We start from the raw sequence: 20,542 nt of genomic DNA on the forward strand, positions 1-20,542 counted from the left end.
CTCAGGCACTTCTGCTTGCTCCCTCGTCTTACTGCTTTCTGTCCGTCTCGTCCGGCCTCCCTGATGACCGTCGCATGGCCATCCTCACGCCGCGGCCGGGCAAGTTGTCCGCGGACTCCCCCGAGATTGTCCGTGCTCCGTAACGGACGCATCCTCCGGCCCCTTCCGCTCGTCCTGCCAGGTGGTCACCAGGTGACCGAGGACCGGTGAGGGACTGCGCGAAAGCGGGGCGGACATGGCACGGCACGGCGGCGGGCGGGGCTGGTACGGCAAGGTGGTCGGGGCGGCGCTCGGGGTGACGATGCTCGCCACCGGTGCGTCGGTGTGGACCGCCCAGGCCGGTGCCACGGGCGGCTCGTCGCCGAAGGCGACCGCGTCGGCCGCGCCGGGCGGTGCCGTCAAGCCGGTCGCGGTGTCCATCGCGCACGCCTCGGACAAGGGAGCGCGCGGCGTCAACCTCACCATCGACGACGGCCCCGACCCCGTGTGGACGCCCCAAGTGCTGGACGTGCTGCGGGAGTACGGAGTGAAGGCGACGTTCTGCATGGTCGGGGAGCAGGCGCAGGCCCACCCGGATCTGGTGAAGAAGGTGGTCGCGGACGGGCACCGGCTGTGCGACCACTCGGTGTCGCACGACACCACCATGGACAGGAAGTCCGAGGCCTACCAGTCGCAGCAGATCCTCGACGCCGAACGCATGATCACCAAGGCGTCCGGAGGCGTGCGGCCGATGTACTACCGGGCGCCCGGCGGGGCCTTCACCCCCTACAGCCGCAAGGTCGCCGCCTCCCGGGGAATGCGGCCGCTGGGCTGGAACGTCGACTCCAAGGACTTCGAGCGGCCGGGCGCGGACGCCATGGTCGCCACCGTCGAGCGGGAGCTGCCGAACGGGCCGACGGTCCTCTTCCACGACGCGGGCGGCGACCGTTCGCAGACCGTCGAGGCCCTGCGCCGGCTCCTCCCCTGGTTCAAGGAGCAGGGCTACTCCTGCGGCTTCCCGGTGCGCTGAAGAGCACGGCCCCGGCCTCCGCTGTCGGTCTCTCCACGGCGCACGGCAGCTCGACCCAGACGGTCTTGCCCCCGTCGTCGGTCCGCTCGGTGAGAACGACCCCGTTCAGCTCCTCCAGCAGGGCGTGCACGATCCTCAGACCGCGGCCGTGGGTGGCCTCGGTGCCGCCGTCGCCGGGGGCGGGGCACTCGGGATGGCCGTCGTGCACGCCCATGCGGAGCCAGGCGCCGTCGCACAGTTCCAGCACGACACCGACCCGCTCCGTGGCCGCCGACGCGTGGAGCACCGCGTTGGTCAGCAGCTCCGAGGCGATCAGCCGTATCGCGTGGGCGGCCTCGCCGCCGGCCGGAACCCTCCAGCCGCGCAGGATGTCCAGGACGGCTCGCCGGGCGAGGGGGACGTGCTCCGGCCGCGCGGGGATGTGCAGGGACCGGGTGCTCCGGGCTTCAGCGTTCATGGTGTCCGGGCTCCTCGTGCGGTTCCGGGTGGGGAGGCGCCTCGCGGCGTGAGAGAACGCTAGGAGAGCCCCGCCCGCCGCAGGCGACAGTTGTCGCGGCGCCGGTAAGTCTCGGGCGGCTCAGTGGAACAGCGCGGTGAGCAGGTCCTCGCCGATGCTGCGCACGCGTTCCAGATGCAGCTGGTAGTACGCCCGCCTGCCGTCGCGCTCGACCGTGACGAGGCCGGCCTCGCGCAGCCGGGCCAGATGGCGGGAGACCTGCGGCAGGGTCATGCCGCTGCGGTCGGCCAGGGCGGAGGGGGTGAGGGGCTCCCGGGCGATGGCGCGTGCGATGCGCTGGCGGCCGGGGTCACGCATGACTTCGAGGCGCCGGTGCACCACCGCGTAGCCGGGTTGGTCGTCGCCCTCCGGCACCAGCGGGTACTGGACGACCGCCGGCAGACCCGGTTCGTGCTTCACCAGCAGGTGGGGCCGGCCGAAGGCGGACGGTACGACCAGCAGCGGAGTGGTGGCGAGGGTCACGATCCCGTGGTGGAACTTGTCGAAGACCACGCGCGGCGGGTCGTCCCGGTACGCCGCCGTGGAATCCAGGTCCGCCAGCGTCCTGCCGGGACCGCTGTGCTCCAGGGAGTCACGCAGCCGCGGCAGCTGCCCGGCGATCACGCGGGCCGCCCGGGCGAGGTCCGGTTCCAGGGCACGGGCCGCCCGGGCCAGCAGGTCGAGGAGATCGGCGCGCAGGGGTTCCGGGGCGTCGAGGAGCCGACGGGCGAGTTCGGCACGGGCGGTGGAGCGCTGCTCGGCGGCCGTCAGCAGGCCCTCGCGCTGCGCGCGGTCGTCCAGCACCCGGTCCAGCGGGGCGCCGGAGTTGCCGCCGCGGATCGCGTACCCGGTGAGTTCGGCGAAGAGCGGCAGCGGCAGCTCCGCCAGGTCGGCGAGCTCGGCCTCGAGGGACCGGTCCCCCGAGGCGCCCAGCGGAAACAGGTACCGGGCGCGGTACGAGGCCCACAGCGGCGCCCAGTCCCTGATGCGCCGCCTCAGGGAGGGGGTGAGAGCGGAGGCGGGCGCCCCGTCCCGCGTGGACCCGTCGCCGTCGGGGTGGTCCGAGTCGAGCCCGCGGACCCAGCGGAGCGCAGGCGGATGGTGCTCGGCCTCCGTGTAGGCGTGCAGCGCCGCGCCCAGTTCGGCGAGCGGCGAGGCACCCGCGGACACGCGGGAGGGGGAGGCTCCGGCGAGCGAGACGACGACGCTCATGGCCACCTCCGGCAGGCCGGCAAGGTCGCTTACCGCGACCGCGACAACCATTGTAGGTACGGCCTCCGGCGAGCTCTACGGTTCCGGCAACCCGACCGAGCCTCCCCCCTCTTCCTCCCCGGAGTCGCCATGAAACAGCCCGTCCCCGCCGACCTCCGCGCCGCCGTGCACGAGCTCCGGCCGTTGCTGGAGCAGCTCAGCCTCGACCTGCACACGACGCCGGAGACCCGGTTCGAGGAGCACTACGCCGCCGAGCAGTTGGCCGGCCGGCTCGCCGCCGCGGGCTTCGAGGTGAGCAAGGGCGTGGCCGGACTGCCGACGGCCTTCACCGCCACCCACCGGGGGCCGGTCGACGGTCCGACGGTCGCGGTGCTGCTGGAGTACGACGCGCTGCCCGGTATCGGCCACGCGTGCGGGCACAACCTGATCGCGGCCGGCGGACTGACCGCCGCCGTCGCCGCGGCGGCCGTACGGCCCGAGCATCCCGGCACGCTGATGGTGATCGGCACCCCGGGCGAGGAGGGCGGCGGCGGCAAGATCCTCATGCTGGAACGCGGCGTGTTCGACGACGTGGACGCGGCGGTGATGTTCCATCCGGGCGACCGCAGTCTGATGGCCCGGCACGCACTGGCCGTGTGCCATCTGCGGCTGACGTTCCACGGTGTGGCCGCGCACGCCGCGAAGATGCCCTGGGACGGCCGATCCGCCGCCGCGGGCGCCCAGTTGTTCCTCACGGCGGTCGACTCGCTGCGCCAGTTCGTGCCGCCGACCGCCCGGGTGCACGGGATCATCGCGCACGGCGGCAGCGCCCCCAACGTCGTGCCCGACCGCACCGAGGTGGACCTCTTCGTACGCGAGGCGACCTCCGCCGCCCTGGACGCGCTGGTCCCCCGGGTCCTCGCCGCCGCCGACGGAGCGGCGCTCGCCACCGGCACCACCGTCGAGACCGCGGAGACCGCGCCGCGCTACGCCGAGCGCAACGACAACCTGGTGATGGGCCGGCGGATCGCCGCCTACACCGCCGGACTCGGCCTGGAGCTGGAACCGCCGTCCCCGTCCAACCCGGCCGGTTCCTCGGACATCGGCAACGTCTCGATCAAGCTCCCGGCGATCCATCCGTACGTGCAGATCTGCGCCCGCGACACCCCGAGCCACTCCGTACCCATGCGTGAGGCCGCCCGCAGCCCGCGGGCGCACGAGGCGGCCACGACGATGGCGACCGCCATGGCCGCGCTCGTTCTCGACCTGCTGGGCGACCCGGAGTTCCTCACCGCGGTCCGTGCGGAGTTCGACGCGTCCGTCCCCCGTCCCACCGCCGGCCAGGAGCCGTCATGACCTCCTCGTCCCCGCCCGGCCTCGCCTCCGAGGCCCTGCTCAACACGTTCTTCAACTGGGACCTGATCGCCCAGACCTTCCCTCGCCTGATCACCGAAGGGCTGCTGAACACCCTGGTCATCGCCGCGGGCGCGATCGTCCTCGGTGTCGTCATCGCCCTCCTGGCCGCGATGCTGCTGCTGTCCGAACGGCGGCTGGTGCGCCTGCCCGCCCGTGTCTACGTCGACGTCTTCCGCGGCCTCCCGGTGATCATCACGGTGATGCTGGTCGGGGTGGGCCTGCCCGCGGCCGGGATCCGCCCGTTCGGCACCGATCCGTTCGGCTACGCGATCCTGGCGATCGGCATCATCTCCGGCGCCTACACCGCGGAGATCTTCCGCTCCGGCATCCAGAGTGTCGACCCCGGTCAGTTGCAGGCCGCCCGCAGCCTGGGCCTGAGCTATCTCAAGGCGATGCGTCTGGTGGTGGTGCCGCAGGGCATCCGTCGCGTACTGCCCGCCATGGCCGGCCAGTTCGTCAAGGACATCAAGGAGAGCTCGCTGGTCTACCTCCTCGGCCTCGCGGCGGGGCAGCGCGAGCTCTACTTCATCGCCCAGGAGGAGGTCGCCCGGACCTACAACTCCTCGCCGCTGATCGCCGCGGGCCTCTGCTACCTCTCGCTCACGATCCCCATGACCTACCTCGTCAACCACCTCGACAGGCGGCTGCGCGAAGGCCCGCGCCCCGCGACGCCCCCGGCGCCGGCCGATCCCGACCTGCCCAAGACACCGCTCCAGCCCGCCGGAACCGCAGGAGGAGAAGGCCGATGACCCCCGCGACCTCCGGAGGGGACCCGAGCGCCCCCGCGACCACCGCGCACACCACGATCGACCCGGCGGCCGGAGACATCGTCACCCCCGCCACCCGGGCCGCCCCTGTCGTCCTGCGGGTCACCCGCCTCAGCAAGAGCTACGGCGACACCCCCGTGCTGCACGACATCAACCTCGATGTGCGGCGCGCCGAGACCCTCTGCCTGATCGGCCCCTCGGGCTCCGGCAAGTCCACCCTCCTGAAGTGTCTCAACCTGCTGGAGAAGCCCCAGGCCGGAGAGATCCGGCTCGGCGAGACCTGCCTGACCGCGCCGCACGCCGACGTCGACGCCGCCCGGGCCCGCATCGGCATGGTCTTCCAGCACTTCAACCTCTTCCCGCACATGAGCGTCGAGCGCAACGTCACGGTCGCACTGACCTCCGTCAAGGGCATGGACCGCGAGCAGGCCCGTGCGCTCGCCCGGCGCCACCTCGACGAAGTCGGCCTCGCCGCCTTCGCCGGACAGCGGCCCGGCCGGCTGTCCGGCGGGCAGCAGCAGCGCGTGGCCATCGCCCGCGCGCTCGCCATGGAGCCGGAGTTGATGCTGTTCGACGAGGCCACCTCCGCGCTCGACCCCGAACTGGTCAAGGACGTGCTCGCCGTGATGCGGGACCTCGCATCGGGCGGCATGACCATGGCCGTCGTCACCCACGAAATGGGCTTCGCCCGGGAGGCCGCCGACCGCGTCGCCTTCATGTGCGACGGCCGCATCGCCGAGATCGGCACCCCCGACCGGATCTTCGAGCGCGCCGACCACCCCCGGCTGCGCCAGTTCCTCTCCCAGGTCCTGTGAGCCCTCACCGGGCCCTCTCCCCCGTCGTGACCCCTCCCACCAGAAAGCCCGGATCATGCACCTCCCTTCGCGCAGACCCCTGCTCACCGGCACCGCGGTCACCGCTCTGCTGCTGTCCCTCTCCGCCTGCGGCGGCGGTGCGGCGGCGGACGCCAAGACCGGTGAGTACAAGCTCGTCCAGAACGGTGTGATCACCGCCGCCACCCAGTCCGAGCAGCCACCCTTCGCGATCACCGACAGCGCGGGCAGGCCCACCGGGTTCGCCGTCGAGTTGATGAACGAAGCCGCCGAGCGCCTCGACCTGAAGGTCCAGTACAAGACCACCACCCTTCAGGGCATCCTCGCGGGGCTGTCGGCCGGGCAGTACGACATCGGCGTGGCCGGTGTCGGCGCGACCGCCGAGCGCAAGAAGTCGGTCGCGTTCACCACCCCGTTCTACTGGGGCTTCACCGACGTCCTGACGCTCAAGGACGGCAAGCAGGACGCTCTGCCGGACTTCGACGGCAAACGGGTCGGCGCCGTCAGCGGATCCGTGCAGGAGGACTTCGTCCACCGCGAGATGGGGGGAGCGAATCTGGTGAAGTTCAAGGACCAGACCGCGCTGATCACGCAGCTGCTCTCGGGAGGCGTCGAGGCGGCCGTTCTCGGCGGTGCCAGCGCGGACGCGTACGTCGCGAAGGAGCCGGTGCGCATCGCCGTGAAGCTGGCGAGTCTCCAGGGCAGCGCCTTCCCGATGCGCAAGAACGGCGATCCCCGGCTGCTCAAGGACATCGACCACCAGATCGACGAGATGATCGACGACGGCACCTACATCAGGCTGTACAAGAAGTACTTCCACGATCCGATCGCCTCCGACCTGATCAAGGAGCGCCCGAAGCTCGCGGAGCAGGTCATGAACCACCCCGATCTGGCCCCCAGTCGGCGCTGACACCCCCGTGGGGGCGTCCTCCCCGGCGCCCCCACCACGCCCTCGCCCGCCTGACGCAAGGCGGCGCGTCGACGAACTGTCCTCCACAGCCGACGTGTTGCCGTGTCACGGCTGTGCCACTGCGGTGTCCTGAAGGGAAGACGGGTGTGACCTGCGGACTCCTGGGTCCCTCATAGTCGGTACAGCATCCCGTCTCGGAAGGAACCTTGATGAACCGCCACCTGCGCAAGGCCGTCGTCGCCACCGCCGCCATCACCGCCGGACTGCTGATGACGGCGTGCCAGAACGGCACCGACGACACCTCGTCCGGCAAGAGCGGGACGGGCTCGGCCGCGGTCGCCGAGAAGGCGTCGGGCTCCAAGAACTCGAAGGGCGTCAGCGGTTCGTTCAAGAACGGCAAGGTCACCTATCTCGCCCCGGGCAAGTACATCGTGACCGTACCGGGCAAGGGCGACCAGCAGTTCCTGGTGGCGGACGACACCGAGGTCTACGGCGGCGGCACGATATGCGGCGACGCGGGCTCCAAGGTGGACGCGCCGTGCACGCCGGACCAGTTGGAGGCGGCCGCCAAGAAGGGTGCCGTCAGCGCCGACGTGGAGATGAAGGACGGTATCGCGACCCTGGTGACCGAGCGGCGCACCACCCAGCAGGACACCGGCTCCGGCTCCGGCTCCGGCTCCGGCTCCGGCTCCGGCTCCGGCTCCGGCTCCGGCTCCGGCTCCGGTGAGACCGTGGTAGACGGCATCAACAAGGGCAAGGGCGTCAACGGAACCTGGTTCGGCAACGTCTCCTACCTTGCGCCGGGCAAGTACACGGTCTCCGGCATGAAGGGCGTCGAGCAGCAGTTCCTCCTCGCCGAGGACACCAAGATCCTGGGCTACGGCGACATCTGCGGTGACGAGGGCGGCCAGGAGGGCACCGAGTGCACCGAGGCCGACCTGGAGACGGCCGCCAAGCAGGGCGTCAGCGCCGAGGTCGTGATCAGCAACGGCATCGCGACCACCATCACCGACGACCACTGAGCCGCACTCACGGCTGGTCGCGGGCCGTGACGAGCACGTCGAGCGCCCGATCCAGCGCGACGAGCAACTGCTCGTGCTCCTGCGGGGTGTACAGCATGCGCAGGGCCAGGCCGTCGGACAGGGCGATCACCGCGTCGGCGACGGCTGTCGCGTCCGTGCCGTGCCCGGCCGCCGCCAGCCAGGCGGCCAGGGCCTGACGGACGTCCTCGTCGACCCGGCGCCGGATCGCGGCGAGGTGGGGATGGTGTGCCGCGTGGACGGCGAAGGCCAGTTGCGCGGTGGCCTCGGCGCGGCGCTCGGCGTCCACGGGGAGGGTGGTGAGGATCAGCTCCCGCAGCGCCCGGCGCAGCGGCAGCGTGGTGTCGACGCCCGCCATGCGGCGCTCGATGCGCTCCCCGGCCAGTTCGGCGGCGAAGGTGAGCATCTCGTCCTTGGTGCGGAAGTACTTCTGCACGGCCCCTGGGGAGCGGCCGGTGGCGGCGGCCACGGTGCGCACGCTGACCTCGTCGAGGCCGCGCTCGGAGACGAGTTGGAGCAGGGCCGCACCGATCTGCCGGCGCTGTTCCTCCCTGTCGACGGTCTTGGGCATCGATCGCACTCCCCTTTTTAAGATACGGTCGTATTCTAAAAGCCGTCGAGGCCGTATGCCTCCACGGTGCAGGAAGGGGGAACAGGGGTGGACGACCGAGGTGAGCCTGCCGTGCCCGCGATGCGGGTGTCGGACCGTGAACGCGACGCGGCACTGGAGGTGCTGGCGGCGGCGCTGGCCGAAGGGCGGCTGGACTCGTCCGAGCACGAGGTCCGGTCGAGGAGCGCCTTGAGGGCGCGTACCGCCGACGAACTCGCCGCGCTGACAGCGGACTTGCCCGCGCCGACGCCGACCCGCTCGGAACAGGACCGCAAGGACCTCCGTGAATGGCTGGCCGAATGGCGCTACTGGCTCGGCGGAGCGGTGATCATGTCCGGGGTCTGGGGTGTGGGCTGCGCGCGGGAGGGCGAGCTGACGTACTACTGGCCCGTCGCCCCACTGGGCGTGTGGGCGGCCGTGCTCGTCGCCATCGCCGTCTGGCCCAACGAAGCCGAGGACCCCACGGAGGACTGAGGCGTGAAGGGCCGTCAGGTGCGGGCCGGACGGTCGTCCGGACCGCACCCGCACAGTCCCGGCTACCGGTTACCGGTTACCGGCTACTAACTACTGGCTACCGGCTACCGCCACCACGCGGCCGACGCGTCGCGCAGGGTGTTGGTGCCGCAGTGCACCTCGCCCATGCCGAGGTGGTACGTGTACCAGTCGTCGATGTACGACACCTTCAGACCGACCCGCCGGTACACGGCGCCCACCGCCTCCGTGAAGATGTCCTTGCCGTCGATGACGGGACCCCACTGGCGCGGGGCGAGGTACCGGTCGCGGCCCAGGAGCACGCCGTTGACCGCTCCGGGGACGTACGCGCTGGTCGTCACCGTACGCGGGGCGGCGGGATTCCCGGCGAGCCACTTCTGCTGGCCGCGGTCCTTGAGCGCGCCGACCAGGTCGGCGTCGGCTCCCATACGCGTCAGACGCGGTACCGGAACCTCCTGCCCGCTGTCGGCCGCCGCCTCCGAGTCCCGGGTGTACAGCGCGGGCACCCGTACGACCTCGTCGTCGGTGACGCCCGTCTCCCGCTTGAGGATCTCCAGGTTGGCCGCGATGCGCCGGGCCGCCATCTCGTTGTCGGCCACCAGGTGCCGGTCGGCGAGCGCCTGGTCGATGGTCTCTTTGGGCGCCGGAGTGTCACTGCGGCCCGGCACGGAGAACATCTTCGTCCTGCCGTGTCCCGCGCTCTTGGCGTCGCGCAGCAGTCGCAGCCCCGCCTGCGGGTCGGCGATGCCGATGCGCCAGCCGCGGGGGGTGTCGGCGGGCAGGAACTGCACGAACTCGTCGACGTGCCCGACGCCCAGCCAGGAGGTGTCCAGCAGCAGCGGGTCCTGCATGCCCTGCGACTTCAGCAGCGTGCTCATCACCTTCGACGTGCGCGCGCCGCTGTCCTTGCGCCAACCCTGGATGATCCGCCCGGCGGGGAAGGACCGGCCGCCGTGCGCGTAGGGCGGGATGGTCTCCAGGTTCCCCATGGAGTTCAGCGACCAGTCGTCGGGCTCGGCCCGGTCGGTCACCTGCACCACGCCGACGTCCCGGCCGCGCACCTTCTCGAACAGCTCCCGGCCCGCGTCCCGGTCCGGCTGGGCGGAACGCAGCATCACGCGCATCACCTGCCGCTTGCCGCCCGGCCCGGTCATGCTGACGTAGGCCGGTTCGACGAAGTCCTGGGCCCAGGGGTCGGCGTACTTCGTGAACTTCACCAACGGCGTGGTGACCCCGGCCTTCTTGACCTCCGTCGCCAGCTCCTTGACGAACTTCTGCTGAAGACGGCTGTACGGGCCCTCGCCCTGGACCTCGGTCACCATCACCTGCTGGGTGTTCTGCAGGTGGTGCTGGGTGAGCAGCGGGGCGACGCGCAGGGTCACCGAGTCGGAGGTGGTCGCGCGGGCGCCGGACGTCACCGTCAGCTGGACCACGACCCGGCCGTCCCACTTGGCGGTGTCCCGCACGACGTCGGTCGCCTCGACCCCGAACTCCGCGCCGGACCGCAGCTCGGCGGCGGTCAGCCGGGTCGTGGACGTCACCAGCACCCACTTGCCGGACCGCTTGAGGAAGAGGTGGGCGTGCTTTCCGCCCGTGGTGAGCTTCAGGCTGCCCTTGGCGTCCGCGGGGAGGCCGGGCATGGGGACGGAACGGACCCGGGCGAGGTCGGAGGCGTCCGCGCCGCCGTTGACCTTCTTGTCGGTGGCGTCGTTGCAGGCGGCCAGTTTGGCGTCGGTCAGGGGTCTCCCGCCGGGCCCGCTGACCGGACACCGCTTGGTGTCGTCGTCGATGTTGGGCAGGACGAGGGTACCGCGGCCGACGGACCAGCCGTCCTCGCCGCTCGTGTCGCTGTCACCGCCGAGATCGACCCGCCCGTCACGGTTCACATCCGCGCGGAGATCGGCAGGGGCGGGCGAGCCCGCGGCGGAGGCGGGGGCGGCCGTCCCGGCCAGCACGGATCCCGCCGCTGCCAGCGCCAGGACCAGCGACCCGGCCGGGTACAGGCGTGAACGTATGCGCACACGTGAACGCACGGCGTGTTCCTCTCAGTTGGGGGGTGTCACCGTGCTAGAGGAGGAACAACGCCTGTGCGTTCACTGTGGGGCGGGAGTCAGCACGTGGCTGTGCCCATGCCCGTGGCCACCGCGATGGCGTAAGTGGCGCCCAGATGCCGCGAGCTCACGCCCGCCCGGCGTGCCAGGTCCTCCACGGTGAGCGGCTGGTCGAGGCGTTCGGTCGCCCAGGGCTGCACCGCCGCGAGCGGGTGGTCGTCCCGCGTGGGCACGGGGGTGGCGACGAACTGGGCTTGCCCGCCGTCCCGGTGGGGCGGCACGACCAGGCGGCGGGCCACGGCGTTGGCGACGGACGAGCCGTGGTCGAGCCGTACGAGGTGCAGGCACAGGTCCATCGCGGCGGCCTTGCCGGCCGAGGTGAGCACGCTGCCGTTGTCCACGTAGAGCACGTCGGGATCGACCTCGACCCGGGGGTGGCGGGCGGCCAGGGCGCCGGTGTGCGCCCAGTGCGTGGTCGCGCGCCTGCCGTCCAGCAGTCCGGCGGCGGCCGGGGACGATCACGGTGTCGGCATGCCGGAGACCGTCGAGCCCCTGGTCCGGCTCCGGCCGGAACCGGCCCGTCCCGGTCCGCTGAGGATGTGCCGCAGACGGCCCGGGCGTAGTGTGGTCCGGGTACGTCGCGCCCCGAGGCGTGAACTCGTCGGTACCGCGTGTCCCGCGCCTCTGTGTCGCCGGGGACGCCCGGGCGAGCGGAGGACCAGCGATGAGTACAGTCACCACCGTCGACGGCACCAGCATCTTCTACAAGGACTGGGGTCCGCGCGACGCCCGGCCGATCGTCTTCCACCACGGATGGCCACTGAGCGCCGACGACTGGGACAACCAGATGTTGTTCTTCCTGGCGCAGGGCTACCGGGTCATCGCCCACGACCGCCGTGGGCACGGACGGTCCAGCCAGAGCGCCACCGGCCACGACATGGACACCTACGCCGCCGACGTCACCGCGCTCACCACGGCGCTCGACCTGCGGGACGCGTTCCACGTCGGCCACTCCACCGGCGGCGGCGAGGTCGCGCGCTACGTCGCCCGCGCCGCGCCCGGCCGAGTCGCGAAGGCGGTGCTGGTGGGTGCCGTACCGCCCGTCATGGTCAAGTCGGAGTCCAACCCGGGCGGCCTGCCCATCGAGACCTTCGACGCCTTCCGCGAGGCTCTCGCCGCCAACCGGGCGCAGTTCTACATCGACGTGCCCTCGGGACCGTTCTACGGCTTCAACCGCCCCGGCGCGAAGGTGTCACAAGGGCTGATCGACAACTGGTGGCGGCAGGGCATGGCCGGCGCGGCCAACGCCCACTACGAATGCATCAAGGCCTTCTCGGAGACCGACTTCACCGAGGACCTCCGGCAGATCGACGTTCCGGTCCTGGTCGCCCACGGAACCGACGACCAGGTCGTTCCGTACGAGGACTCGGCACCACTGACCGTCGAGCTCCTGAAGAACGGCACGCTCAAGAGCTACGAAGGGCTCCCGCACGGGATGCTGTCGACCCACCCGGAGGTCCTCAACCCGGACATCCTGGCGTTCCTGCGGTCCTGACCGCGCTTGTGGCCGCTAGCCGCCCACGTACCAGCTGAACCCGCCGTTGCTGGCGGCGACCATCAGGAGTACGAGCCAGAGGACGACGTCGACCACGCCGAGGATGATGCCGGCCTTGGCCATCCCGGCGCCGTTCTTGGCCGCTGCCTGACGGCGGGCGACGGCACCGAAGATGATGGCCAGCGGCCCCAGGACGATGTTCAGGAGGAACAGTCCGATGATGCCGCAGCAGAGGCTCGCGATCGCCAGACCGTTGGTGCGTGATCCGGAGGAAGCAGTAGGGGAACTGCCGTAACTCGTCATGGAATACTCCCGGTTGTCGGTAGCACGGACCGAACGGGCCGCACGCTCCTTACTGTTGGCTTGCTTGTTTTCGAATGCCCCTTCGAGGCGTTCCCATGTCGCCTTGTTTCCGGCCGCTCACGGCCCAGGCCCGGGCGGTGAGTTCGACGCAACCGTCCGGTCTTCTCGGTAGGGCCGCGCCGAGCGTGTCACGCAGCCGGTCGCGGTCGGCCGGGGCGAGGGACGCCACGTAGCCGGCGGCGGGGCCCTGCCCCGACAGGAAGGGCTCCCACAGGTCGGCGAAGCCGGCGAAGACCGTGGGTACCTCGATCGGTGTGGTGGACACGTCGGTCAGCCCGGCGTCCAGCCACACGCCGCGCAACCGTTCCGGACGGCACACGGGGAAGCGGCGGCCCTCGTCCAGCGCGCGTGCGGACGGGGCGACCTCGACGGCGGCGTCCCAGAACCGGCGCAGGAAGCCCATTCCCTCGGCGTAGTCCCACACGTACGTCGCGACCAGACCTCCCGGCCGGACCACCCGGGCCATCTCCGCGACGGCCGCGGTGGGTTCGGGAAGGAAGTTCAGTGTCAGACCGCTGACGGCGGCGTCCCAGGTCCCGTCGCGCAGCGGAAGCGACATCGCGTCCGCCACGACGAAGTGCGCCGGGCCGGGAGCCGCGATCCGGGCCGAGCGCACGAACCCCTCGGACCGGTCGACGCCCGGCACGGTCCGGGGCCGGCACCGGGCGCTCACCACTGCCGACAGCACACCGGTCCCGCACCCCACGTCGAGCCACCGCAGATCCGCCGCGCAGTCGAGCCACGCCGCGAACTCCTCCGCCACGAGACGGCTCCACCGCCCCATGTACCGCTCGTACGCGGCCCCGGCCGCCCACACATCGAACCGCTGCTCGCTCATGCCACCACGATCCCCGCAGTGCTGCCGAACGAGCCGCCGCCACAGCGGCGTTTCACGCGGGGGGGGGGGAGGGACTCGGTGGCCGCTCTGCTCTCGGCCCGTGCGACCACCCGAGCAGCGCGCCGAGGGCGCGGGACACTCCCCCTGGGGGCCCTGGCCCCCAGGGGGAGTGTCCGGTGTTCGTCAGACCCTCGCGAGAGGAGCCGGTGCCTCGGCCCGGGCGCTCTCCCGCACGACGCGGCGGCGCCGGGTCGGCGTCAGGACCGGGTGGGCGACGCCCCAGGCCGCGCCCTTGCAGACCAGTTCCTTGTAGAGGGCCGCGAACCGCCCGGTCAGGGCCGCCCGTACGGACCGGTCGTCCGCGGTGACGTACTGGATCAGGCCGTCCCTGCGGCCCAGTGAGACGCACTGGTTGAAGTAGCGCAGCGGCACCGTCGGGATCTTCCCGCCGGTCAGCCGCGCCGCGATGGCGTCGGCGGCCTGCCATGCGGTGGGGACGCCCGAGGCGCACGACATCCGCAGCGGCTTGTCGCCGGGGCCGGCCACCAGGGCCGCGTCGCCGACGGCGTAGACGTCCGGGTGGGAGACCGAGCGCATGGTGCGGTCGACCACGATCTGGCCGGTGCCGGTCACCTCCAGGGCGGTGGCGCGCGCGATCGGGTGGACGGCGAAGCCCGTCGTCCACACGGTGACGGCGGCCGGGAGGGAGGTGCCGTCGGCGGTGGTGACGCGGTCGGCCTCGACACCGGTGACGACGGCGTGCTCGTGCACGGTGATGCCGAGCCCGTCGACGACCTTGCGCAGGTGTGCGCGGCCCTTGTCGGAGAGCCAGTCGCCGAGCTCGCCGCGGGTGGCGAGGGCCACGTCGAGGTCCGGGCGGGACTCGGCGATCTCGGTCACGGCCTCCACCCCGGTGAGGCCGCCGCCGACCACGACGACGGTCTGCCCGGCGTCCAGACGGGCCAGCCGCTCGCGCAGCCGGAGCGCTCCGGGCCGGCCGGCGATCTCGTGGGCGTACTCGGCGGTGCCGGGGACCCCCTGGTCGTTCCAGCCGCTGCCGAGGGCGTACACGAGGGTGTCGTACTCCAGTTCCTCGGCGCCGTCCTCGCCGGTGACGGCGACGCTCCGGCGCTCCACGTCGACACCGGTGACCCGTCCGAGCTTCAGTTCCACGCCCGTGCCCGCGAACATCTCGCGGAAGGGCCGGGGCCTGAGGTCCTGGCCGGTGGCGAGCTGGTGCATCCGCACGCGCTCGACGAAGTCGGGTTCCGCGTTGACGAGGGTGATGGCGACGTCCTCGCGGTGCAGCCGCCTGGCGAGGCGTCCGGCGGCGATCGCTCCGGTGTATCCGGCTCCGAGGACGATGATGCGGTGCTCCATGGCTGGGCTCTCCTGTCTCGAGCGGGTTCGCCACCTGAACCGGGCGGCCCGCCGTTTCCTGACAGGAAGGCGGTGTGAAGCAGGTCACATCAGAGTGGGCATCGGAGTCAGAAGGCGTTGAGCAGGGGTTCTCCGTGGTCCTCGGCCGCCCAGCGCCTGGTCGCCCGTTCGAGCTTGTCGGGGTTGACCTGGTTGCGGAACGCGGCGATGCCGTCGGCGGTGACCTCCAGGCACATCACGCCGATGACCCGGCCGTCGAGGACGGCCACGACGGCGGGGTCGCCGTTGGCGGTCGCGGCGAACACCTCGGGCGAACCGCCAGCCAGGGCCCGCTTGGCCTTGCTGGGCTTGAACAGGCCCCGCATGAACCGCGCGACCGCAGCTGCGCCCTCGAACGCCTTGGCGCGGGCCGGGACCTTGCCGCCGCCGTCACCGATGGAGACGGCGTCCTCGGTGAGCATCCGCACGAGCGGCTCCGTCCGGCCGCTGGTGGCGGCCGCGAGGAACTCGTCGATGACCCGCCGGGCGGCGGCCTCGTCGATCTCGGTGCGCACCTTGCCGTCCGCGACGTGCTTCTTGGCCCGGTGGAAGATCTGCTGGCTGGCCGCCTCGGAGATGTCGAGGATCCCGGCGATCTCCCGGTGCGGGTAGTCGAATGCCTCCCGCAGCACGTACACCGCCCGCTCGTTGGGGGACAGCCGCTCCAGCAGGACGAGCACCGCCAGTGACACGGACTCGCGCTGCTCGGCGGTGTCGGCGGGGCCGAGCATCGGGTCCCCGGCGAGCAGCGGCTCGGGCAGCCACTGGCCCACGTAGGTCTCGCGCCGGGCACGGGCCGAGGTGAGCTGGTTGAGGCACAGGTTGGTGAGGACCTTCGTCAGCCAGGCCTCGGGCACCTCGATCCGCCCGATGTCGGCGGCCTGCCAGCGCAGGTACGTCTCCTGCACGGCGTCCTCTGCCTCGCTCGCCGAACCGAGGAGGCGGTAGGCGATGGCCTCCAGACGCGGCCTGGAGGCCTCGAACCGGTCCACGTCGCTCATGGTCAGGGCCATGGCAGGGATCCTAGCTTCCGTCCGTCGGACGGTCTCGCTAGCCGTGCAGCTCGCGATAGGCGGCGACGGCCCCCGGGTGCAGGGGCACGGCGCCCGTGGAGATCAGGCTGCGGGCGTCGAGGAACTGGGTGCCGAGGGCCGGGGCGGGGACGAGGCTTGTGGCCCGGCGGACCAGGACGCGGGTGAGGGCGGCGGCGACGGGGGCGGCGAGGCCGGGGCGGCAGAGCAGGAGGTTGGCGACGCCGATGGTGGGCACCTCGGGGCTCTGCCGGTACGCCCCGGCCGGCACCGTCACGGCCTCCAGACCCGAACCCGCCCAACCCTGTCCGGCGCGCAGCCGGGGCAGCAGGCCGGACAGCGGCAGCAGACGTATGCCGGGGTCGGTGTCCAGCCCGGACAGCACGGGGAGCGGCACGCCTCCCGCGACCAGCAAGGCGTCGATGGCACCGGCCCGCATCGCACGCCCCGCCTGCGGCATCAGCAGGTGCCGGACCCGCACGTCGGTGCCGGGGGTCAGGCCCGCGGCACGCAGCAGCCGGTCCCCGAGCACGGCGCCGCCGGAGGCGGGGGCGCCCAGCGAGACGGTACGGCCCCTCAGCCCGGCCACGCTGTGGATGCCCGACCCGGAGCGCACGGCCAGCTGGACGTAGTTCTCGTAGACCCTGCCGACGGCGCGCAGCGGGACACGGTGGCCGAACGGCGCGGTGCCGCCGTACGCCGCCCAGGCGATGTCCGACAGGGCCAGCGCCACATCGGCCCGGCGCGCCTGGAGCAGCCGTATGTTGGCCACACTGCCCTCGCTGTTGATCACCTCGCAGGACAGCCGCGGGTAGGCGGCCGTGACCTCGGCGGCGAGCAGCCGGCCGAAGGCCGTGTAGAAGCCGTCCGACTCGCCGGTCGCCACGCGCAGGTCGCCCTCCGGGCCGCGGTCCGGGTGCCGTGCGTCGGCCGCCGTGGCACCCGCGAGCAGGCCGGTACCCGCCGCGCCAAGCGCGGCCCGCAGGACGGTGCGGCGGGCGGTCGCCGCACCGAGCGCGGTCCCCAGGGCGAGGCGGCGGGCGGGGCCGGTCATGTCGCGGGACCCTGCGGGAAGACGGCCCGGACGCGCAGGCCGTGCGGGGCGATCGTCGCGAATTCGACGTGGCCGCCGCGGCCGGCCACCAGTCGCTCGGCGATGGCCAGGCCGAGGCCGCTGCCCCGGACGTCACGGTGGCGGTCCGCGCGCCAGAAGCGGGTGCCCGCCCGGGGCAGTTCGCCGGTGGCGAGGCCCGGCCCGTCGTCACGGACCTCGAACACCGCGTCCGGGCCGTCGGTGAAGCAGCGTGTCTCGACGTGGGCGCCCCTCCCGGCGTACTTGATCGCGTTGTCGAGGAGGATGTCGGCCACCTGGGCCAGTTCGCCCTCCGTGCAGGCCGTACGCACGGCCGGGCCGGGGACGAACTCCAGGTGGACTCCGGCCTGTTCGGCCACCGGCCGCCACAGCCCGGCCTGGGCCTCGGCTACCGCCGCCGCGTCGCAGGAGGCCTCCCGCGTGTCCGTCACGGCCAGTTCGCCGGCCCGGTGCTCGGCGTTCGCGAGGGTGAGCAGGTCGTCGAGCAGGTGCTCCATGCGTTCGAGTTCGGCCGTCACCCCGGTGTAGGTGCGGGCGGCGGAGGTGCGCACATGGGGCTGGAGCGAGTCGATGCGCAGGCGCAGGGCAGCCAGCGGGTTGCGCAGCTGGTGCGAGGTGTCGGCCACCAGGCGGCGCTGCTGTTCGAGGGCGGTGGTGACCCCGTCGGCCATACGGTTGAAGCCGGTGGCCAGCTGGCGCAGCTCCGGCGGGCCGCCGGCCCGAGCGTGCTCGGGCGGCAGGCCGGCGGCGAGGGTGCCGACCGCGCGGTCGAGGCGGTGCAGCGGCCGTACGACCCACTGGGTGGCCCTGCGGGCTAGCAGCACGCAGGCCACGGCGAACAGGCCGGCCCCGGCCAGGACGAGCGCCCAGCGCAGCGCGATGTCGTCCGCGGCGCCCCGCACCGAGGAACGCAGGACCACCGCGCCGGACACCCTGGTGCCGGTGCCCACGGGGCGGGCGAGCAGCCGGTCGGCCCGGGACCAGGGCCGCAGTGTCCCCCCGGGCGAGACGGGCTGGTTGCGCAGCGCCGCGTCGACGAGCCGGGCGACGGCCGGGTCGGCGGCGCGCAGCCCGCCCGTCTGCACCACCGGGGCACGGCGGGCGTCGACGACCACGACCGCTTCGCCGTACAGCTCGGTGTAGCGGAGGACCTCGGCGGTGAGGGCGCCGGTGTCGTCGCTCTCGGCGGCCTGCTCGGCCAGGGAGGCGAACCGGTCGAGGTCGGCGGTGCGCGCCGCGACGAGCTGCTGGGTGCGCTGCGCGGCGGTGACGGCCAGCAGCGGGACGGCGAAGCCGGCCACCGCGAGGACCGCGAAGGCCAGGACGACGGTGAGGACGCGGGTGCGCATGCGGGGGGCCTGTGCCGTTCGGCCCGGCTCAGTCGCCGAAGCGGTAGCCGAAGCCGCGGATGGTGGTCAGCACCTCGGGGCGGCCGAGTTTGGCCCGCACCTGGGTGAGGTGCACGTCGAGGGAGCGGGACACGGCGAGGAAGGCGTCGCCCCACACCTCGTCCATCAGCTGCTGGCGGCTGACCGCCGTGCCGGGCCGGGCCGCCAGCGCGGCGAGGACCTCGAACTCCTTGGTGGTCAGCCGCACCTCCGCCCCGCCGACCGTCACCCGGCGCGCGTCCAGGTCGACCTCGACGTCGGCGGCGCGGACGGTGCGCGGCGCCGGTGCGGCGCCGGTCGTGGCACGACGGGTGACGGCCTCTATCCGGGCCAGCAGCTCGGCCAGCCGGACCGGCTTGACCAGGTAGTCGTCGGCACCCAGCCGCAGGCCGCGCACCACCGACCGTTCGTCGCCCCGCGCGGTGAGGACGACCACCGGCAGGGCGCTCACCGCGCGCAGCTTGCGCAGCACCTCCAGACCGTCCAGGTCGGGCAGGCCGAGGTCGAGCAGCAGCAGGTCCGCCTGCCGGTGGCGGGCGAGGACGTCCTCGCCGCGCCGCACCCGGGCCGGCAGATGACCGTTGTCGTAGAGGGCCTCGGTCAGCGCGCCCGCCACCCCATCGTCGTCCTCGGCCAGCAGCACCCGCACGGTCCGCCTCCTTCCCGCTCCGTCAGCCGCGGGACCGGGAGGCGTCCTCGTCCAGCGGCGACGCGTCCGATGTCTCGCGCATCCGAATGTAGACGAGCAGTGAGACCAGGACGCAGGCGGTGACGTAGAAGAAGTACCAGTTCTCGTGCCCGGCGTTCTTGAACCACAGGGCGACGTACTCGGCGGTCCCGCCGAACACCGCCACGGTCAGGGCGTAGGGCAGGCCGACGCCGAGCGCCCGGATCGAGGTCGGGAACAGTTCGGCCTTCACCACCGCGCTGATCGACGTGTACAGGGAGCTGACGGCCAGCGGCACCACCATGAGCAGGAACGCGTACACGGGGTCGCTGGTGTGGGACAGCAGGGTGAGCGAGGGCACCACCACCACGGTGCCCAGCACCCCGAACGCGATCAGCAGGGGGCGGCGCCCAACCCGGTCGGAGAGCAGGCCCACGACCGGCTGGAGCACGACGAAGACGAGGAGCGCGAAGAAGTTGATCCAGGCGGCGGTCGGCTTGGCGATGCCGCTGGTGTTGACCATGAACTTCTGGAGGTACGTCGTGTACGTGTAGAAGAACAGCGTGCCGCCCATGGTCAGCCCGACGACGGTGAGGCACTGCCGCGGGTAGGACAGCAGCAGCCGCAGGCTGCCGCGGGCGGGGCCGCTCTGCCCCTTCTCGCCCGTCTCGCCGTTCTCGGCTTCCCCGGCGGCCCGTTCAAAGCTCTCGGACTCGTCCATGCCGCGCCGCAGCCACAGCACGACCACCGCCCCGGCGGCGCCGACCACGAACGCGACCCGCCAGCCCCAGGCCTCCATCTGCGCGGCACTGAGCAGCTGTTGCAGGACGATCTGCAACCCGAGCGCGGTCAGCTGCCCGGCGATGAGGGTGACGTACTGGAAGCTGGAGTAGTAGCCGCGGCGGCCCGGGGAGGCCACCTCGGACATGTAGGTGGCCGAGGTCGAGTACTCCCCTCCCACCGACAGTCCTTGCAGCAGCCGCGCGGCCACCAGGAGCACCGGCGCGGCGACCCCGATCGACCCGTACGACGGGGTCAGGGCGACGATCAGCGAACCGGCCGCCATGAGCGTCACCGACAGCGTCAGCGCCGCGCGCCGGCCCCGGCGGTCGGCGTAGCGGCCGAGGACCCAGCCGCCGATCGGCCGCATCAGGAAGCCGACGGCGAACACCGCTGCGGTGTTCAGCAGTTGGGCCGTCTGGTCGCCGGAGGGGAAGAAGACGGAGGCGAAGTAGACGCTGAAGGCGGTGTACGCGTACCAGTCGTACCACTCGATCAGGTTGCCGATCGATCCGCGCACGATGTTGCTGACGACCCTGCGTTCGCCCTTGCGTGGCTGCTGCCCGCTCTCGGTCGTGGTCGGTGTGGCCATC

20 protein-coding genes and 1 pseudogene are annotated in these 20,542 nt (G+C 72.4%); 8 read left to right on the forward strand and 13 right to left on the reverse strand.

Annotation, left to right across the window (positions count from 1 at the left end; all coding sequences use genetic code 11):
- The first annotated feature begins 235 nt into the window (after nt 1–235).
- Nucleotides 236–1,009, forward strand: a complete 774-nt coding sequence (locus tag ABEA82_RS11310; protein ID WP_345661260.1) for a polysaccharide deacetylase family protein — start codon at nt 236–238, stop codon at nt 1,007–1,009.
- On the opposite strand, the gene ABEA82_RS11315 is transcribed toward ABEA82_RS11310, so the two are convergent.
- Complete coding sequence (locus ABEA82_RS11315; protein ID WP_345661261.1) at nt 969–1,466, reverse strand: ATP-binding protein; 498 nt, start codon at nt 1,464–1,466, stop codon at nt 969–971. The two genes, ABEA82_RS11310 and ABEA82_RS11315, sit on opposite strands and share 41 nt — an antisense overlap.
- Nucleotides 1,467–1,586: 120 nt before the next feature.
- On the reverse strand, nt 1,587–2,717 hold the full coding sequence (locus ABEA82_RS11320) for an ArsR/SmtB family transcription factor (RefSeq protein WP_345661262.1): 1,131 nt from the start codon (nt 2,715–2,717) through the stop codon (nt 1,587–1,589).
- Between the two features lie 129 nt (nt 2,718–2,846).
- Here ABEA82_RS11320 and ABEA82_RS11325 point away from each other — a divergent pair, with 129 nt between their 5' ends.
- The 5 genes from ABEA82_RS11325 to ABEA82_RS11345 all read left to right on the forward strand — a co-directional run bounded on the left by ABEA82_RS11325 (nt 2,847) and on the right by ABEA82_RS11345 (nt 7,644).
- Nucleotides 2,847–4,052, forward strand: coding sequence for an amidohydrolase (locus tag ABEA82_RS11325; RefSeq protein WP_345661263.1), 1,206 nt, complete (start codon nt 2,847–2,849; stop codon nt 4,050–4,052).
- The gene (locus tag ABEA82_RS11330) at nt 4,049–4,861 is read left to right on the forward strand and encodes an amino acid ABC transporter permease (protein ID WP_345661265.1); all 813 of its coding nucleotides are present in this window, start codon (nt 4,049–4,051) and stop codon (nt 4,859–4,861) included. Before ABEA82_RS11325 ends, ABEA82_RS11330 begins: the two co-directional genes overlap by 4 nt.
- Nucleotides 4,858–5,694: an amino acid ABC transporter ATP-binding protein gene (locus ABEA82_RS11335; protein WP_345661266.1), complete on the forward strand. Its 837-nt coding sequence runs from the start codon at nt 4,858–4,860 to the stop codon at nt 5,692–5,694. Before ABEA82_RS11330 ends, ABEA82_RS11335 begins: the two co-directional genes overlap by 4 nt.
- A gap of 55 nt (nt 5,695–5,749) precedes the next feature.
- On the forward strand, nt 5,750–6,622 hold the full coding sequence (locus tag ABEA82_RS11340; protein ID WP_345661268.1) for a substrate-binding periplasmic protein: 873 nt from the start codon (nt 5,750–5,752) through the stop codon (nt 6,620–6,622).
- Nucleotides 6,623–6,831: 209 nt separating this feature from the next.
- Nucleotides 6,832–7,644: a hypothetical protein gene (locus ABEA82_RS11345; protein ID WP_345661270.1), complete on the forward strand. Its 813-nt coding sequence runs from the start codon at nt 6,832–6,834 to the stop codon at nt 7,642–7,644.
- 7 nt (nt 7,645–7,651) lie between these two features.
- On the opposite strand, the gene ABEA82_RS11350 is transcribed toward ABEA82_RS11345, so the two are convergent.
- Entirely contained in the window at nt 7,652–8,233 is a 582-nt protein-coding gene (locus ABEA82_RS11350) for a TetR/AcrR family transcriptional regulator (RefSeq protein WP_345661271.1), read from the reverse strand.
- 87 nt (nt 8,234–8,320) lie between these two features.
- Between ABEA82_RS11350 and ABEA82_RS11355 the strand changes: the two genes are divergently transcribed.
- Nucleotides 8,321–8,746 carry a DUF1707 SHOCT-like domain-containing protein gene (locus ABEA82_RS11355; protein WP_345661272.1) on the forward strand — a complete coding sequence of 142 codons (426 nt, stop codon included), beginning with the start codon at nt 8,321–8,323 and terminating at the stop codon, nt 8,744–8,746.
- Nucleotides 8,747–8,850: 104 nt separating this feature from the next.
- Here the strand turns inward: ABEA82_RS11355 and ABEA82_RS11360 are convergent, their stop codons facing one another.
- Entirely contained in the window at nt 8,851–10,785 is a 1,935-nt protein-coding gene (locus tag ABEA82_RS11360) for a protein-arginine deiminase domain-containing protein (protein ID WP_345661273.1), read from the reverse strand.
- Nucleotides 10,786–10,880: 95 nt separating this feature from the next.
- Nucleotides 10,881–11,574: pseudogene (locus ABEA82_RS11365) on the reverse strand (AraC family transcriptional regulator); the annotation flags it as partial.
- Here ABEA82_RS11365 and ABEA82_RS11370 point away from each other — a divergent pair.
- Nucleotides 11,540–12,370 carry an alpha/beta fold hydrolase gene (locus ABEA82_RS11370; protein ID WP_345661274.1) on the forward strand — a complete coding sequence of 277 codons (831 nt, stop codon included), beginning with the start codon at nt 11,540–11,542 and terminating at the stop codon, nt 12,368–12,370. The pseudogene ABEA82_RS11365 and the gene ABEA82_RS11370 sit on opposite strands and share 35 nt — an antisense overlap.
- A gap of 15 nt (nt 12,371–12,385) precedes the next feature.
- Here the strand turns inward: ABEA82_RS11370 and ABEA82_RS11375 are convergent, their stop codons facing one another.
- From ABEA82_RS11375 to ABEA82_RS11410, 8 genes are all read right to left on the reverse strand, one after another.
- The gene (locus ABEA82_RS11375) at nt 12,386–12,673 is read right to left on the reverse strand and encodes a DUF4190 domain-containing protein (RefSeq protein ID WP_345661275.1); all 288 of its coding nucleotides are present in this window, start codon (nt 12,671–12,673) and stop codon (nt 12,386–12,388) included.
- 49 nt (nt 12,674–12,722) lie between these two features.
- Nucleotides 12,723–13,571: a class I SAM-dependent methyltransferase gene (locus tag ABEA82_RS11380; RefSeq protein ID WP_345661276.1), complete on the reverse strand. Its 849-nt coding sequence runs from the start codon at nt 13,569–13,571 to the stop codon at nt 12,723–12,725.
- Nucleotides 13,572–13,754: 183 nt separating this feature from the next.
- Nucleotides 13,755–14,951, reverse strand: coding sequence for an NAD(P)/FAD-dependent oxidoreductase (locus ABEA82_RS11385; protein ID WP_345661277.1), 1,197 nt, complete (start codon nt 14,949–14,951; stop codon nt 13,755–13,757).
- A gap of 107 nt (nt 14,952–15,058) precedes the next feature.
- The gene (locus ABEA82_RS11390; RefSeq protein ID WP_345661278.1) at nt 15,059–16,003 is read right to left on the reverse strand and encodes an RNA polymerase sigma-70 factor; all 945 of its coding nucleotides are present in this window, start codon (nt 16,001–16,003) and stop codon (nt 15,059–15,061) included.
- 37 nt (nt 16,004–16,040) lie between these two features.
- Entirely contained in the window at nt 16,041–17,075 is a 1,035-nt protein-coding gene (locus ABEA82_RS11395; protein ID WP_345661279.1) for a TAXI family TRAP transporter solute-binding subunit, read from the reverse strand.
- Nucleotides 17,072–18,463, reverse strand: coding sequence for a sensor histidine kinase (locus ABEA82_RS11400; protein WP_345661280.1), 1,392 nt, complete (start codon nt 18,461–18,463; stop codon nt 17,072–17,074). The genes ABEA82_RS11395 and ABEA82_RS11400 overlap by 4 nt, the downstream gene beginning before the upstream one ends.
- Before the next feature lie 28 nt (nt 18,464–18,491).
- Nucleotides 18,492–19,151: a response regulator transcription factor gene (locus tag ABEA82_RS11405; RefSeq protein ID WP_345661281.1), complete on the reverse strand. Its 660-nt coding sequence runs from the start codon at nt 19,149–19,151 to the stop codon at nt 18,492–18,494.
- A gap of 22 nt (nt 19,152–19,173) precedes the next feature.
- A complete protein-coding gene (locus ABEA82_RS11410) occupies nt 19,174–20,541 on the reverse strand; it encodes an MFS transporter (protein WP_345661282.1) in 1,368 nt (455 codons plus the stop codon).
- Nucleotide 20,542 lies beyond the last annotated feature (1 nt).

The organism is Streptomyces venetus (genome assembly GCF_039540295.1).
GTDB lineage: Bacteria > Actinomycetota > Actinomycetes > Streptomycetales > Streptomycetaceae > Streptomyces > Streptomyces venetus.

Coding starts and splice junctions, on each gene's coding strand:
- ABEA82_RS11320 (WP_345661262.1), bottom strand. CDS start 2,717: ATGAGCGTCGTCGTCTCGCTCGCCGGAGCCTCCCCCTCCCGCGTGTCC.
- ABEA82_RS11385 (WP_345661277.1), bottom strand. CDS start 14,951: ATGGAGCACCGCATCATCGTCCTCGGAGCCGGATACACCGGAGCGATC.
- ABEA82_RS11375 (WP_345661275.1), bottom strand. CDS start 12,673: ATGACGAGTTACGGCAGTTCCCCTACTGCTTCCTCCGGATCACGCACC.
- ABEA82_RS11380 (WP_345661276.1), bottom strand. CDS start 13,571: ATGAGCGAGCAGCGGTTCGATGTGTGGGCGGCCGGGGCCGCGTACGAG.
- ABEA82_RS11335 (WP_345661266.1), top strand. CDS start 4,858: ATGACCCCCGCGACCTCCGGAGGGGACCCGAGCGCCCCCGCGACCACC.
- ABEA82_RS11395 (WP_345661279.1), bottom strand. CDS start 17,075: ATGACCGGCCCCGCCCGCCGCCTCGCCCTGGGGACCGCGCTCGGTGCG.
- ABEA82_RS11390 (WP_345661278.1), bottom strand. CDS start 16,003: ATGGCCCTGACCATGAGCGACGTGGACCGGTTCGAGGCCTCCAGGCCG.
- ABEA82_RS11330 (WP_345661265.1), top strand. CDS start 4,049: ATGACCTCCTCGTCCCCGCCCGGCCTCGCCTCCGAGGCCCTGCTCAAC.
- ABEA82_RS11350 (WP_345661271.1), bottom strand. CDS start 8,233: ATGCCCAAGACCGTCGACAGGGAGGAACAGCGCCGGCAGATCGGTGCG.
- ABEA82_RS11400 (WP_345661280.1), bottom strand. CDS start 18,463: ATGCGCACCCGCGTCCTCACCGTCGTCCTGGCCTTCGCGGTCCTCGCG.
- ABEA82_RS11325 (WP_345661263.1), top strand. CDS start 2,847: ATGAAACAGCCCGTCCCCGCCGACCTCCGCGCCGCCGTGCACGAGCTC.
- ABEA82_RS11315 (WP_345661261.1), bottom strand. CDS start 1,466: ATGAACGCTGAAGCCCGGAGCACCCGGTCCCTGCACATCCCCGCGCGG.
- ABEA82_RS11340 (WP_345661268.1), top strand. CDS start 5,750: ATGCACCTCCCTTCGCGCAGACCCCTGCTCACCGGCACCGCGGTCACC.
- ABEA82_RS11410 (WP_345661282.1), bottom strand. CDS start 20,541: ATGGCCACACCGACCACGACCGAGAGCGGGCAGCAGCCACGCAAGGGC.
- ABEA82_RS11345 (WP_345661270.1), top strand. CDS start 6,832: ATGAACCGCCACCTGCGCAAGGCCGTCGTCGCCACCGCCGCCATCACC.
- ABEA82_RS11310 (WP_345661260.1), top strand. CDS start 236: ATGGCACGGCACGGCGGCGGGCGGGGCTGGTACGGCAAGGTGGTCGGG.
- ABEA82_RS11370 (WP_345661274.1), top strand. CDS start 11,540: ATGAGTACAGTCACCACCGTCGACGGCACCAGCATCTTCTACAAGGAC.